This window comes from Nitrosomonas sp. Nm84 (assembly GCF_003201565.1).
In the GTDB taxonomy this organism is placed as follows: Bacteria; Pseudomonadota; Gammaproteobacteria; order Burkholderiales; family Nitrosomonadaceae; genus Nitrosomonas.
On the sequence record NZ_QJJP01000019.1, the window covers coordinates 1 to 15,630 of the forward strand.

Genomic DNA, 15,630 nt, shown 5'->3' on the forward strand with positions numbered 1-15,630 from the left:
GAAACCGAAGCACTGGAAAAAATGAAAGGGCGCATCGAACACGATCTGTATTACCTCAAAAACTGGTCCATCTGGCTAGACCTCTGGATCATCCTCCGTACCGTCTGGATCGTCGTCCAAAAAGATAATGCTTACTAAGTTCAGATGAGAAGGCTTAAAAGATTCCTATCCAACTTCCTCAGCTAGCCAAATAAAGCACCTCGCCGCAAGCGGCGAGGAATCAAAACCCACGCAGATACAATCCGCTTCATCTTAACTTCTGCCAGCTCGTACTTGACTCCAGATATATATAGGGAAATCCGCATCTTCAGATGCATGTAGCTGTTGCTTGTTACTACTGCACAACAATAATCTAAGAACAAGCACATCAAGCAATTAAGTCTGTTACGATAAATGTCGTGTTGACTCCCAAGCTGATTTGTAAATCAGCTGCAAGATCAGCATTTATATTCGCTTCTAGCAAACCAGTCAAAGGATCGTAACGCACCTGTCCGGCAGCATTGAAAGCAGCTGCGTCAATAAAACTAAACGCATTGTTGCCGACCAAGCCTGTATTGGCATCAATTGCACTGAGATCAATCTTGTCAGTACCACTCAAGAAATCACTAATAATGTCCCGGCTGGCACTGGTAGAATGAGTGACGGCAGTATAAGCGAAACTATCTGCATCAGCGCCACCTGTTAAAACATCGGCACCTACTCCACCAATCAATGTATCGTTCCCACTGCCACCATTCAACGTATCGTTGCCATTCAGACCGTTAAGCGTATTAGCATTATCGTTACCAATGAGCACATTGGCTGCATTCGTGCCAGTACCATTGATCGCACCTCCACCCGTCAGTGTCAGCTTCTCAAGCTGGGCCACCAGCGTAAATGTCACCAAGCTCTGCACCGTGTCGATACCGCCACCCGCAAGCTCGGTAATGATATCGGTGGTCGTATCCACCATATAAGTATCATTGCCTGCGCCGCCAACGAGCGTGTCCAAGCCGCCTTGGCCATCCAATATATCGTTGCCGCCTAGGCCGGTGAGTGTATTATTGCTAATATTTCCTATAAGGGTGTTGGCTACCGTATTGCCGGTGCCGTTAAGTGCAACTCCGATAAGCGTAAGATTCTCAATATTGGAAGCAGCGCCCAGCGTAAATGTCACAGCGCTCTGCACAGTGTCGGTACCACCACCTGCAAGTTCAGTAATGATGTCAGTGGTCGTATCCACCACGTAAGTATCGTTACCTGTTCCGCCAACGAGCGTGTCCACACCACCCTGACCATTCAGTATGTCATTGCCGGCCCAGCCGTAAAGGGAGTCATTATTAGCTGTACCCAATAGACTATCGTCATCCAGGGTGCCGACAAATGCAACTCTATCAAAAAACTGTAACCGTTCGACGTTGCGCACGATGTCACTCCCGTCATCTTTCGCGCCACCTCCTCCGTTGGGAGGATTGGCGTGATCAACAAATAGCGTACCAGTGGAGCTGAACGTCAGTACATAGTTGGCAAAAACATCTTGGTACACGGCGGTATCGATGTCTGTACCTGCAGGTGCTATCTTAATCTCACGCACAATTTTGAGTTGCTCAGGACTGTAAGTGCCATTTTGCATCGCGGTCCGCAGTGCACTAGTCATATTTTCGAACGATGCAATCTCTGTATTGGTGCTAAGATTCCGAACACTGATTCGGGTATTGAACCAAGCGTCCCCATCGATAATATCATCGCCAGCCCGCCCTTGGATGAGATCGCTACCGCCGCCGCCTAGCAAAATATTACCGGCGCTGAACGTGGTTGCGCCGCCCAATATAGTGCTTAATCCGTTGATCTGTGCAATTCTGTCAGCGGCACTGTGCCCGCCACTTGCCGGATTATTAACGTTGTCCAACGCGTTGTTCTGTCCGGTTATCGGATCGACCAATTCCAAGTCGAGACGGGTAAGATCGTCGCCAAGAATAGTATCGTTGAGATTCCAACCCGACGCAGCTTCTACGAAATTAAAGCGGTCGGTAGTCGGCACAAACGGTCCTGGTATAATATTCAAAGCCAAATCAATATTGGCAGCAACGGTATTGCTATCGCTGATAGCCCAATCAAAACCGCTACCACCGTCATCCTTATCCGCGCCATTCATACCGTTCATGACATCGTCACCACCTTCACCATTGAAAGTATCGACACCGCCACCACCGATAAACACATCATTGCCGCGGATCGGATCGCGCCCAAACGGATCGGCATTGTCGCCGGGCATGGCCGCGGCTGCTCCATTTTCTAGCCAATCGTCGCCTTCATTCCCCATCATGGTTGCATTCGGTGTATTACCGAAGAGAAAGTCATTCCCCGTACCCGCAAAAACTTCTGAAACATCGTTACCCGTGACGATGAAATCGTTACCCGAACCGCCGAATAGCGTGTTAAGCCCGGGACCACCATTGATCACATCGTGACCATCCCCCCCTTTGATGATGTCATCACCCGCAGCATCGGTAATAATGTCGTTACCCGCACCGCCCATAAGAAAATCGTTGTCAACACCACCTTCCAAGCGATCATTGCCATCATCCCCCCACAACGTATCGCTGCCAGAGTCGGAACGCATCCGATCGTTACCACTCGTACCTCCCATCACGACATGGCCTTGACCATTGTAGCGAATCGTATTGGGACCCAGTGTCGTATCACGCACCAGCAGTGCCGCTTCGTTGTATGGCGTCGTTGGATCATTCAAAATCGGGCCACTCACGCCGACTTTGCCCACTTCAAAGGTATATGTCGGTGTCGAAAAAACGTTCGCAGGCAGATGTTTGACATCGGGCAAATTTCGCATGATCAGTTCGGCAAACGAACTTTGCTCTAATTCGGTGAGAAAATTAAGCCCGGCTGTGCGTTCCAGATAATAGAAACGATCAGCATCTTGCAATTTCTCCATCTGCGTTTCAAAAACGAAATTAAAAGTCGATCCTAATAATCCGCCAAATGGCGCTTGTTCTTCGGCCAATCCACCGATCCAGAAATCAACATCATCCAAGCCAGTGATTGTCTTTCCAGATGGCAAATTCGTATAAGCATCAGTACTGTTCATGAAATCTGTGCGATCGGCAGGTGCACCAGCACCGCCATTTACCAGTAAATCTGCTGCGGCGCGCTTATCCGTCAGCGAAGCTACACTCGTAATACTGGGGTGAGTCCCATAGGCTGCAATGAAGTTGACTACCGACTCAGGATGTTTGATACCTTGCGTGAAATCGGCCCAACTTTCGTAAGGCAATAAAGCGCTATTGTGTCCGGTATCTTCGTAAAACATGCGGCGCGCCTCATTGAGCGATGGGATGCCGGCATCACGACCGCGCGTGATATTGATCGCGGCCAAATCAAGTGGCAAGCCAACCAGATTGTTGCGTAAGGCTTCAGTGACAAATTCATCAATTTCGTTACCAACCTGATGAGTCATACCTCTCACAATAGCACCGGCAGCTTCGATATTGTTAGCGTAACCACTGCCAAACTCCACCGGATTCAGAAACGCCTGAATCAAACCGATGTCATTGAGCGATCCGTCTGCATCGGTTCTGGCTACCGTTTCGGTTAACATTGAATGGCCGAAGCGATAAACAACGTGCGCAAATTCGGCCATGATTGCTGGATCAATCGTGCTGTTATAGCCGGCAAAAGCATCCACATTGGGCTGCACTTTACGCGCAAATTCTTCGAACACCAAGTGCTGATACTGCATTTCAGTAGCAAAACGGGCCGCCTGAAACAGGCGCTCACCGTTCCACGAACCGTCCGGCAAGTGCCACTGTGCTTGGAATGCAGGATCATTGCTGCTGCCGACATAATCTTTGATGAACTGAACAGTGCGATTGTGTTCCGCATGAAAAATAGTGTGTACAGTGGTTAAACCGATATTTTCGTTGCCACGACCATCACCGGTAATAAAATGCGCATCCAGGAGTTCATTGTCATAACTACCCGGCTCTGAGAGTCCAATGACGCCATCGCTGTCGGCAGATTTCATCGCGCCACTGGAGCTACGCGGTGCGGCCGTATGAGCAATATCATCCAAAAAAGCATGCCCGGTACGAATCGCATTGACCGGAATATTGACACCCAATCCGCCATTGGCAGCAGGATTACCTGCAATGACGGTATCGTCAGGCGTATTGGCAATATTATCGATGCCCACCCCGGTAATGATTTGTACAAAACCGTTCGGACCGGGAATAAACTTGCCATAGCTATCTGTTCTGAGCAACGGCAGGTTGTCTAAATCGGCATCGGTCAGATTGATGCCCAGTTTTTGCTGCGCCTGCAGCTTGATATCGGCCCAGGCCGCAAGACCACCATGAGCACCGCCACCATCGAGCAATTTACCCGTTGCTACTGGCTTGCCATCCGAATTGAATTCGTATTCACGCAAAAATACTTGATGTGAAGGATGCGACGTGTAGGTTTGATTCTGATCAACAAAAGGTGTTGTTTGGTTGCGATGCTCGTGAATATCATCCGCACTTTCATCCACTAATGGCGTCGTGGGATCATCACCAACGATGCCATCCGGACCTGGCAAATTGCTAGCTCGCGTCAGTGTCATAAAATTCGGTGCGCCAGGAGCTGAATTGTACAGTGGATCATCAGGTTGCAGTGGCACAAACACGGTACCGCTTTGACCTTTGTTAACAAGATCCAGTCCATGATCGAAAAACTGACCAAATAACGTAAACCAGGAATTATAAGGCGCATCTACACCCGCGTTGGGGGTGACATTCGGGATAAAGTAGGTCTGAAAGGATGTCCCGTCCATGCGTGTCCCATCCACTAAATTTGAACCTGGTGTCTGCGCTGCTGCGGCGATGACAGCAGGGTTAGTGGCTGTTTGATCAACGATCAGATTACTCACCATGCGTGGTTGTGTATCAAACACAAAGCCGCTGGTTTGTGAATAAGAAGTTGCACTACCCTCTGGTTGATTCGGCGAGCCAAAACCGGCCGGAATCGCTTCCCCAGCATGAAAGGACGGCGTCAGCAAGCGTGGAAATACTTGATCGGCTGCGCCAAACAAGCTCTGACCCGGTAGCAGATTGTTGTATGAACCATTCACATAGCGCAAACCATTTGGCAGTAATGCACTACCAACCAACGTAGGCAGCGCATCAAAAGTACCGCCTAACTGCTCCACGGAATCACTTTCAGAAATAGAAATTTGCTGAAGTAAAAAATCAAGGTCGGTTCTACTGAAATCTGCCATTTAATGTGCCTCGTGATTTAATTTTAATTGATTAAATAATTATGAGCCTTCAGGTTGTTACTTGAATCTACTTAACCGGCAATCCACCCGGAATGCCACTCATTGTCGCTGGCTATACTAAGGAAATTAACCCAACAAATAAATTGGTAAAATACTTGTTTTTATCTAAGTAATTACTTAGGAAAATCACATATCAATTAAATCTATTTCAACTCAATCGATGAAATAGTAAAGTTATTTCATGAAGCTATACTTTATTCAAGTAGCCAGAAGAATTCATAAGATGGTGAAATGCATATATACGGAATCTACTACCACGGTTCAAATCGTCGTTACTCTCTAGGAACAAAATTACTGATCGATACCGCGCCGTACTTCGGCTAGGTTGAGTGATTCCGCTGGTGCTTGATGATTGACTGGTTATTTGCGTGTCCACCATAGAATTAATGACAACACGATAGAGATAAGCAAGCCAGTCATTAATGGAAAATGAAAACTGAAATTCTCGCGCTCAATATGAATATCTCCGGGTAACCGCCCCAACGGTAATTGCGAAAGCCAAGGCCAGATCATGCCCAGCAAAAGCAATACAATTCCCAGTGTAATCAATAACTGCTGCATAAAGTTCATCCGACTAGAAACATGGAATTGATCCTATTGCCTGACACGAAGGATTGCATACTAACCAAGGCGCACCCTGTTTTCAACACATGCCTCGATTACTGCCTTTTGAATTTTCAGCAAGGTGGTAATTATAGCAGTCATGCAGCGAACATTAGTCCCCTACTCCCTGATAGTGCAAGCATCGATAGCACTGCAGTACAATCATTTATAATATGACCATATCAGTCGATGAATTCAATGAAGGTTTTAAAATGCATAATTACGTACAACGCTTCTTACTGGAAAACCTGGATATACGCGGCGCCGTGGTACATCTCGATTCCGTATGGCAACAGATGTTAGCGGGTCGCGATTACCCGCACCCCGTGACTCAATTATTGGGGGAAATGAGTGCAACCACATTACTCTTGGGCGATAATCTAAAACAAGCTGGACGCTTGACCATTCAATTGAATGGTAGTGGCCCGGTTTCCATGTTGGTTATTGACTGCACTGAAAGCTTGTACATACGCGGCATGGCAAAATGTGTACAACACATTGAACCACAGTCGGTGTCGAATTTACTCGGCCATGGTCAACTGCTATTGACATTGGATATGCCATCGATGCGCGAGTCTTATCAAAGTATCGTACCGCTGGATGGCAATAACATTGCCGAGATTTTTGAACACTATTTCAAGCAATCGGAACAATTACCTTCACGTCTTTTCCTGATCACCACCAACCAAACCACCTTCGGCTTACTGTTGCAGAAATTACCCAATGCCGATCAGCAAGACCCTGATGGCTGGGCACGTGCAGAGGCATTGGCTGCTACAGTCCTTGATCAGACTTTATTGGATTTATCTGCGAAAGAAATACTGACTCGCCTGTTTTATGAAGAAACCATACGCATCTTTGACGCACAAACCGTTCATTATGGTTGCCAGGAAAATCTGGCAAAAATTTATTCCATGCTACGCTCACTCGGTCGTGAGGAAGTCGATTCTATTCTGAAAGAATTTGGTGAAGTCATTATCAATGATGATATCTGTAATCGCGAATATCGTTTGGATGCACTGGCAGTTGATGCTGTATTCCGAGAGGCTGGGCCGACGATTCACTGAGTAATCCGTGTATAGAAATGATTGCTTATCGCTGCATGACATTCATATACATGTACCTTATCAGTAGATGATGAGGTACATGTTTCGCATCAATGATTAGAGCGCTGCCAAGAAAGCAACCAAATCAGTTTTTTCCTGATCAGTCAATCCAATACTGAAGCGCGTATTATAAAAATCCACTACTGCCGACAAATCTGCAGCAGAACCATCGTGAAAGTAAGGAGGACGTGAAGCTACTGCACGCAGAATGGGTCCCTTGAAGCGTCCGATATCTTTCCATTTGCCGGTAAGCAATGCACGTCCTGGGTCGGTTGTCTTTATAACTTCACCTGTCACATTGTGTTCAAGTGTATACAAAGGCATATCCGGCGTACGACGCGATTCATCTGCGATGCCAATATCCAATGGCATTGGAACCGAGTGATTGCCGGAATTAGGCGTATTGTGGCATGTGGTACAGGTACCTTGAATCACATCCACCCCTAAATCATCATTGAGGCCTTTAACACCGCTAATGTGAATCGGCATAGAATTAAACAGCGTCTGCCCTCGTGCGATTGCTGCACGTGCACCGACAACAGATTCTTCATTATTTCGGTCGGCATTTTGATTATATCGATCCCAGGTATCATACAGTGACATCACTTCAGGATTAAAACTTGCACGTGTTTGATAGTCTCCAGCAACCGTATCGTTAATCCCAAAGTAGAATTCTTGCTTCTTAAGCTTCTTGGGACCACCGTTTGCTTTCCTGGCTGTCAGATCGCCCGCATTTTTATCGTGTATCTGTGCGGTAAACAAACCTGATTCAAATTTTACAATGGCATTACGCTGTTCCATCGTCAAATCCTGTAACGCTTCTGCGTGCCCCAGTGTTGCGTGATTGGCTTGATTGGATAGATCCGCGAGTACAGGCGCAAAGCAATTGGAGGTTCCAAAAATACATTCACTGGAATTAGGTAAACTGGTCGTTTCACGCCCATCCCACATGACTGTGCTTAAAAATTTGAGATTGGTGGTAGGCGATGGTCGACGAAATAGCGACAACTCTGTTTCGCTGGCATAGCCGTAAGGATCATCTACCTCGATTAATCTAAATTCCGCATTGGCCGGAATACCGATTCCTACCCGAATATTCGCTTTATTCAGCAGCATGCTGTAAGCGGTGCGACGTTTATCTTCGGTAGTAATATCGGCATTCGGTGAATTGGCACCATCGTTCAAACGAAATAAGGGATCCAAGCCCTGTGTTTTACTAAACCGCTCCTGAACACCTTTGGGTGTAATAACCCAACCTTCTGAAGGCGCATGACAAGTAACACAGCTTCGTTCATTCGTACCGAGATTTTGAAAAAATGGATTATTTAAATCAATATAACCCGCCGTACTATAGGTGGCATCAATACCATGATGGTTTATTGATTTAAACATGTTTGGAAGACGTTCAGACTTTCCTTTGTTATCCGCTACTGTGACGCTGGTTGCCATAAAAGCAATCAAGGCAAAACCAAGCAAAAGATAATTCCTGTAAATCATAGAAAACTCCAAAGATTAAATTGAGAATGAAACCAACGAAATGTGCAGTAACTTCCCTAACGCAAATAGAAAATCACATGCTTTTCTCACGGTAACATGAGTGCAAACAATCAACTGTGAGTTACCCCACAAGAAAAATCAGGAATTCTCTTATAGCAATTAGTTGTATTTCAGATATTTTTCACATATGCTTTACGATTCATGACCACGATAGATAAGCGGTTTCTTGTGAGTGCTTATCCTGCGTGGCTCGAACTATGAAGGAAGGAGAATGAGTATGGCAGCACGAATCGCACATGTTGATGATGATTCGGATATTCGGGAAGCGGTTGGACGCATCCTGAAGAAGCATGGGTATGAAGTCGACAGTTATTTGTCAATGCAGGATTTTATCAATTCATTAGAGGATGAAACCAAACGGCCTGATTTAGCCATTCTCGATGTTATGGTTGAGTCAATGGATGCCGGTTTAACAACTTATGCGCAAATTCACAAACGCTATCCACAAATACAAGCTATTTTTCTAACGTCTTTGGGTGATATGATCAGACCCTATTTTGAAGATGGTTCCCATGAGTGGGTTTGCATTATGGAAAAACCCGTTGAACCATTGAGTTTGCTAGCAACAATTAACGACCGTCTAAAAAAGTCAGGAGAAGGAGCATAATCGGATTAAATTATGGCCATTACTGAATTTTCCTGGGATAAGCCTCTGAGTAATCAAAGCATATTGCTTGAGATAAAGGGAGATAGGCTCAAACTGAGCGACGATGTTCTGATCAGCAATATCCGATGGTTTATTACCTTTCGGTGGGCGCTGATAGCCACATTGGTTTTCTTTGAAATCTTAATGCTGTCAGCTTCAGATACGCTCATGCAATTAGGCATTAGCGAACAACAGAAATGGCCAGTTGCCATCATCATTGTATTGGTTTTTGCAAATATTGCTTACATCTTTTCATTAACTCATTTTAAATCAAGTAAATATAACTCACCCTCTATTAATTTATGGGTACAGATCATCGTTGATCTGATCTGTTTATCCGTTGTCGTACATTTCGTTGGCAGCACTACTACGCCGATTTCTTTTTTCTATGTGCTGCATATCGCATTAGCATGCATCTTTTTTTCTACCCGTGAAAGTCTGTATGTGACGATATTAGTCTGTTTCATGGACATGATTGTAATCGTTGCTGATAATTTTTTGATCACTCAAACACCACTCTCAACCCTGTTAAGTGGTCATTTTTTGTCTGAAGGCTCGCGTACGGATGGCGCAATATTATGGATGTTTTTTCTTGACGCCTTATTTTTTATCGTCTGGTATGTTGTCTCGAGACTTTCTCTAATCGTTCGCGCTCATGAACGTCACCTAGTGGATGCATATAAACAGATCAATCAAGCACAGGTAGAAAAAGATCAATACGCATTATTAATCACACATCAACTTAAGTCTCCGCTTGATGCTATCCGCAGCAAAATAAATTTAATAAAAGAAGGCTATTTGGGAGAAACAACACCTGAAATAAGTGCCGCGCTAGAGCAGATGGATACCCGTGCAAAAAATATGTCTGGTTTAATACTTGATTTACTTCGGTTAGAACGATTGAAAGATACTTGTCTTGATACCGCAGTTTTCGAGTCTGTTGATATTCAAGCCGCTTTGTATAAGTGTATTGAAAAACTAACTCCTGTTGCCAATTCAAAAAATGTCGCGCTTAATTTATCGATTGAGAACTTTATCTGCAAGGTAATCCCTGATCAATTGGGAATACTGCTGGAAAATATTATTACTAATGCAATTATCTATTCGCATAACGACACGTCAGTTGAAATCACATCCACGATCAATCGGCTTGATCAAAGCGCCAGCATCACTATCACTGATCACGGTATTGGTATAGAGAACAAGGACCTGCCTAATATATTCAATGAGTATTTTTATTCACCTAGGGCGGCAATACATAACAAAGCAACCAGCGGCATCGGTTTGTCTATTGTTAGAATCGCAGCAGAAAATAATAAATTGAGAATCAAAGTTGTCAGCGAACCAGGTGCAGGTACCTCGTTTACCGTGATTTTTAACGATACCCAACCACCTTCACCTTTTCCTATTGAACAGCAAGAAACTCAATCAGTATCCACAGCTAAAATAAATTTGTCTTAGTAGTAGGTCGAAGCAGCCAATGCAAAGAAAAAGGTAAAAAAACACAGTTTATGCATAATAAATGAGCATTCTGAGCCTGTTTTTAACACCGTAGCAACAACGTAGTAGGTAGTTTTTTAACGCCCCAACAACAACCAAATCTAAAAACCATTTGCTGCAGCATAAGGACAAGGCAGCCTATCTCAATGAATATCAATCAGTATAATATTGATCCATACTTTGCTGCCAATAGCGGCGGCGTAATTCTCTCCAACTATCAGCAAACCACCCATTTTTTGTAAAACGCAGCAAGATAGCGCCATCAGCATCGCTACGCAGCAATTGGCTTCCTAACTTACGATAGCGCGCTACTACTGCTTCGCGTGGATGGTCATAACGATTATGGTAGCCTACCGTGAAGATTGTTAATGCAGGATTCACTTGTTGTATAAAAGCGTGAGTTGACGAAGTGTTACTGCCATGATGCGGCGCGATCAGCACTGTCGCTGAAAGCTTATCGCCAGCGCGAGCCAATAATGCAGATTCATCCTTATTACCAATATCAGATGGTAATAACACACTGCCGTAAATGGACGTAATTTTTAACACACAGCTGTTTGCATTGGTTTTATTTTGAGAATTCTTATCGCCATATGCCACAGGATGTAGTAATTCGAAATCTACATCATCCCATTGCCAGGATTGGCCGGCACGGCATTGAACCTTATGCATTGCAGCTTGCTGTATCGGATGCTGATGATCCAATGAAGATGATAATGTCCCGACAGGCATCGCCGTCAATATGGATAATGCACCACCACTATGATCCATATCGGCATGCGACACAATCAGCGCATCAAGTTGCCGAACACCCTCTCCACGCAGAAAAGGTACAATAATACGAGCGCCGCTATCGGATTCCCCGAAACTTGGGCCGGTATCAAATAACAAAGTATGATGTTCAGTACGCGCCACTACTGCCAAACCTTGCCCAACATCCAGCACTGTCAACCATAGTTCGCCGGCTTCTGGTTTGAGTGGCTGCAGCAGGAACATTGGCAATAGTGCAAGCACACCCAACCAACGTGCGGGAAAACCTGCGAAGAATCCTAACCCCAGACTTCCTGGCAACAACATCCAAACCATCCCTAAGATAGCCACCAATATCGTCCACATTGGAGGTACATGCTGTTCCCAAACAGCATCCGATAAATGACTCAACCACTGCAATAATGTCATGCCAACACTAAGCGCTTCATGAGCCAGAGGCAGCAGAAAGTCAAACCATGGGATCGTAGCTAACAATACTAAAGGCACTACTACAAAACTTACCAGAGGAATGGCAATTGCATTAGCAACGGGCGACACCAATGATACCTGCTGAAATAAGCCAAGTAATAGTGGAATCAATCCTAATGTGATGGCCCACTGAATCCTTAGCCACCCTCTGAACCAATGTATTTTTCCAATTCGTCCTACCGTTACCAGCATGATGATGGCGATCGCACCAAATGACAACCAAAACCCTGGCGCAATGGTCGCCCACGGATCCAGTAGCACCACCCATAATAAAGCCCACATCAGCACCGTCATTGGCGAAGTAAACTGTCCTCGCCATAGCGCAATCGCGACTACAGCTAACATATACAATGAGCGCTGCGCCGGAATTGCAAAACCCGACAACATTGCATAACCAAAAGCCACTATTAATCCGGCAATGACAGCAGCCCGACGCGCTGGTAAACGCAATACCAAATAAGAATTACAGCGCCACAAGCGAAATACCAGTGCAAATACCAAACTTGAAACCAAAGTGATATGCAAACCGGAGATTGCCATTAGATGAATCGTTCCTGTCCGAATAAACACCTGCCACTGATCACGTGGAATGACGTACTGATCTCCCGTCGCCAAGGTTTTTAAAACACCGGCATAAGTGTGATCCATTAAAACATCAGTAAATCGCTGTTGGATCTCTTCACGAACATGCTCAATCCAATAACTTGGATGATCAACCATATGATCCAATAGATGATTATCAACTGAATTACGAATATATCCGGTTGCTCGAATATTACGTTCCAATGCCCACACCTCATAATCAAAGCCATGCGGATTTGCATTGCCATGAGGTTGCTTAAGACGCACCATCAATTGCCAGCGCTGTCCTACTTTCATTACAGGCTGCGACATTTCATCGCTATCAAGTTCAAATTGACGGTTTTTATACCAAGATAATGCGATACGTTGGGGTACAATCGCACCCTCTGTGGCAACCTGTTCAACGTCAAACTGGAAACGCGCACTGCGATCATTTTTCTGCGGCAAGCTGGCTATTACACCGATGATTTGAATATCCTGCCGCTCCCATTGTGAAGGTAATGAATCAGCCAAACGCCAATGCGCAAAAGCAGCCGCCCAGAGAAACCCAAGCCCAAAAAAGACAATCCATAACAAAATGTTATTGACTATTATCAGCCCTGCCGATTGATATCGTCGCAACCATCCAATCACGATTACGAGCAGCAATAAACCCAAGATCCACGTTAGCTCAGGTAATTTATCTTGTTGTTGCAGCAAACCGGTACCTGATACAAAAGCAAGAATATTTAGTCGTGACAGCATATTCTTAGAATTCCTCTATCCAATAAGATATTGTGATACTCCGAAAAAGCCTGTCGGACTTAAGCAATCGCAACAACCAAGTAGAAAAACAAATACGGATTTTCTCGATTTTGAGGTGCATAGTTGATCTATGCAACGAAAAATTAAGGAATATGAATCGTTATTCCATTGGCACAGCAGACTGGCCTTAGGTCCGACAAACTCCTAGTTCCCAATCATCCCGATTATCAAATCATAGCGTTTCAATTTATAATTAATTGATGCCACATATATAATTCCTACAAGAAATCTTTATATTCACTGACATGGCATCCGTTCCGATACACTACTTCAGTGCAGAGAAATGTAATTTTGTTCTTTCATCAGATTCAACGTCAGTGAATACACGTTAAATATATGAATAATCCTGTCGTTACTGCCACTACCGCATAGGAGATGACATGAATCAGCGTAATGATCAACGCAGCAACAGATATAGAAGGTTAGATGATCATGAAGTCCGTAATAGAATGGAATTACTCTCCGATCAGCTTCAAATCCAGCAATTAGAGCTGGAAGAATCACGCAATCGCTATGCAGACCTCTACGATCATGCGCCAGTCGGTTATCTGACCGTAGATCAAACCGGGAACATCCTATCGATTAATCTGACTGGAGCCGCATTACTAAGAAAAGCGCGCCCATTCCTCATTGGCAAGTCATTCACAAGCTGTTTCCTAGATATTGATCATCAGACCTTCCACCACTACTTGCAAGAAGTTTTCAATTCTCCCGGAAATGCTACGATTGATTTAAAAATTGGAGATACCCAGGATCCATTGAGCTTTATTCGTCTGGAAAGCACAGCGACTCATGATAAAAACATGTGCCGCATGATGATGTCGGACATCAGTCAACTCCGAAAAATGATTAATCTTAATCGTGACTTACTGAATGAAAATCGGCAACTCATGAAAGGACTATTTCGTGTTCAAGAAAAGGAGCGGCGCATACTCGCTCGCGAATTGCATGACGAACTAGGACAATGGTTAACCGCCATTCGTGCAGAAAGTGAAGTCATTTTCAATTACGCCGAACAAGATTCAGCGATTTACACCAGCGCTCAGACTATTAAAGGGTGTACCGAAAAAATGCACCAAGTAATCCGTACCATGCTGCATCGATTGCGCCCTCCACTTCTTGATACGCTAGGATTACCCGATGCGTTATCCGAACTTAAAAAACAATGGTGTTCTCGCCATTCGCAAGTAACACTCGAATTAAAATTGGCAGGCAAGCTTGCGACACTTGATGAACAATATAACATTACGATATTTCGCCTTATTCAGGAGGGTCTCAATAATATTTACAAGCACTCGGAAGCCACCTGGACTCAAATCAGCTTAAGTCGTGAAACGATTGAAAATTCTGCGGATGATTTCTTGTTGCTTAAAATAGAGGATAATGGCAAAGGTTACGATACCAATCAGCAATTCACCGGGTTGGGGTTAGTAGGCATGCGTGAGCGGGTAATTGCGCTGGATGGTCGGATGACGGTACGTAGCACGCTCAATGAAGGCACAGAAATTAGCATCAGATTACCTATAAAAATCTAGGCAAAATGACAAAACCCATTACCATTTTATTGATTGACGATCATCCTGTCGTACGTACCGGCTATCGCCGTTTGCTTGAAAGCACATCGGATATGAGTCTAGTGGCAGAAGCAGAAGGTGGCGCAGAAGGTTACCAACTATGGCAAGAGCATAAGCCTGATGTCATTATTCTTGATCTTAACATGCCCGGTGTTTGTGGATTTGAAACCATTCATCGCATCATGGGCAACGATCCTACCGCGCGAATTCTAGTCTTCAGCATGCTAAACAATGTCACGATGGTTCACCGCGCATTAAAAGCAGGCGCCATTGGATTTATCAGCAAACAAAGCGGAATTGGAGAAATGATTCATGCGGTGCGCCAAGTCAGTATGGGAAAAACCTATATTGAATCGGAACTGGCTACAGCACTCGCAATGCATGCTACACGTAAAGAGAATCATGAAAATCCTTTTGATTTATTGACCAAACGTGAATTCCAAATAGTCAAACTAATCGTAGAGGGAAGTTCCAATATAGAAATTGCAGATAAAATCTCTATCAGTCCTAAAACTGTCAGCGTCCATTATCTCAATTTGATGCGTAAATTGGATTTACAAAATACCACACAACTGATTCGCTTAGCCATCAATCACAATATCATTGACGGATAGTCAGATCAAATAACGCCGCGTAGTCATAAATCAGCATACTGGAAACACTTAAACAAACCCTGTCTTACCGCACAGAGTTTGTTTTTTAAAAAAC

At 44.5% G+C, this 15,630-nt stretch carries 11 protein-coding genes; 6 read left to right on the forward strand and 5 right to left on the reverse strand.

Annotation, left to right across the window (positions count from 1 at the left end; all coding sequences use genetic code 11):
- The first annotated feature begins 21 nt into the window (after positions 1-21).
- Positions 22-138: a sugar transferase gene (locus C8R34_RS10335; protein WP_258364462.1), complete on the forward strand. Its 117-nt coding sequence runs from the start codon at positions 22-24 to the stop codon at positions 136-138.
- Positions 139-367: 229 nt separating this feature from the next.
- Here the strand turns inward: C8R34_RS10335 and C8R34_RS10340 are convergent, their stop codons facing one another.
- Both C8R34_RS10340 and C8R34_RS10345 read right to left on the reverse strand, forming a co-directional pair.
- Positions 368-5,251 (reverse strand): peroxidase family protein, encoded by a 4,884-nt coding sequence (locus C8R34_RS10340; protein ID WP_110340420.1) that lies wholly within the window; start codon positions 5,249-5,251, stop codon positions 368-370.
- A 420-nt stretch (positions 5,252-5,671) separates the two neighbouring features.
- Positions 5,672-5,872: a DUF2905 domain-containing protein gene (locus C8R34_RS10345; RefSeq protein WP_110340422.1), complete on the reverse strand. Its 201-nt coding sequence runs from the start codon at positions 5,870-5,872 to the stop codon at positions 5,672-5,674.
- A 254-nt stretch (positions 5,873-6,126) separates the two neighbouring features.
- Here C8R34_RS10345 and C8R34_RS10350 point away from each other — a divergent pair, with 254 nt between their 5' ends.
- Positions 6,127-6,981: an Hsp33 family molecular chaperone HslO gene (locus C8R34_RS10350; protein WP_110340506.1), complete on the forward strand. Its 855-nt coding sequence runs from the start codon at positions 6,127-6,129 to the stop codon at positions 6,979-6,981.
- A gap of 96 nt (positions 6,982-7,077) precedes the next feature.
- Here the strand turns inward: C8R34_RS10350 and C8R34_RS10355 are convergent, their stop codons facing one another.
- Positions 7,078-8,517 (reverse strand): hypothetical protein, encoded by a 1,440-nt coding sequence (locus tag C8R34_RS10355; protein WP_110340424.1) that lies wholly within the window; start codon positions 8,515-8,517, stop codon positions 7,078-7,080.
- Positions 8,518-8,794: 277 nt separating this feature from the next.
- On the opposite strand from C8R34_RS10355, the gene C8R34_RS10360 reads away from it, so the two are divergent.
- Positions 8,795-9,184, forward strand: a complete 390-nt coding sequence (locus tag C8R34_RS10360) for a response regulator (protein WP_110340426.1) — start codon at positions 8,795-8,797, stop codon at positions 9,182-9,184.
- Between the two features lie 986 nt (positions 9,185-10,170).
- Here the strand turns inward: C8R34_RS10360 and C8R34_RS17380 are convergent.
- On the reverse strand, positions 10,171-10,266 hold the full coding sequence (locus C8R34_RS17380; protein WP_375342123.1) for a hypothetical protein: 96 nt from the start codon (positions 10,264-10,266) through the stop codon (positions 10,171-10,173).
- A 16-nt stretch (positions 10,267-10,282) separates the two neighbouring features.
- On the opposite strand from C8R34_RS17380, the gene C8R34_RS17385 reads away from it, so the two are divergent.
- Entirely contained in the window at positions 10,283-10,684 is a 402-nt protein-coding gene (locus C8R34_RS17385; protein WP_375342124.1) for an ATP-binding protein, read from the forward strand.
- A 192-nt stretch (positions 10,685-10,876) separates the two neighbouring features.
- Here C8R34_RS17385 and C8R34_RS10370 read toward each other — a convergent pair whose 3' ends face one another.
- Positions 10,877-13,288: a DNA internalization-related competence protein ComEC/Rec2 gene (locus tag C8R34_RS10370; protein ID WP_110340430.1), complete on the reverse strand. Its 2,412-nt coding sequence runs from the start codon at positions 13,286-13,288 to the stop codon at positions 10,877-10,879.
- A 440-nt stretch (positions 13,289-13,728) separates the two neighbouring features.
- Here C8R34_RS10370 and C8R34_RS10375 point away from each other — a divergent pair, with 440 nt between their 5' ends.
- Both C8R34_RS10375 and C8R34_RS10380 read left to right on the forward strand, forming a co-directional pair.
- Entirely contained in the window at positions 13,729-14,883 is a 1,155-nt protein-coding gene (locus C8R34_RS10375) for a histidine kinase (protein WP_110340432.1), read from the forward strand.
- Between the two features lie 5 nt (positions 14,884-14,888).
- The gene (locus C8R34_RS10380; protein WP_110340434.1) at positions 14,889-15,536 is read left to right on the forward strand and encodes a response regulator transcription factor; all 648 of its coding nucleotides are present in this window, start codon (positions 14,889-14,891) and stop codon (positions 15,534-15,536) included.
- Positions 15,537-15,630: the final 94 nt, after the last annotated feature.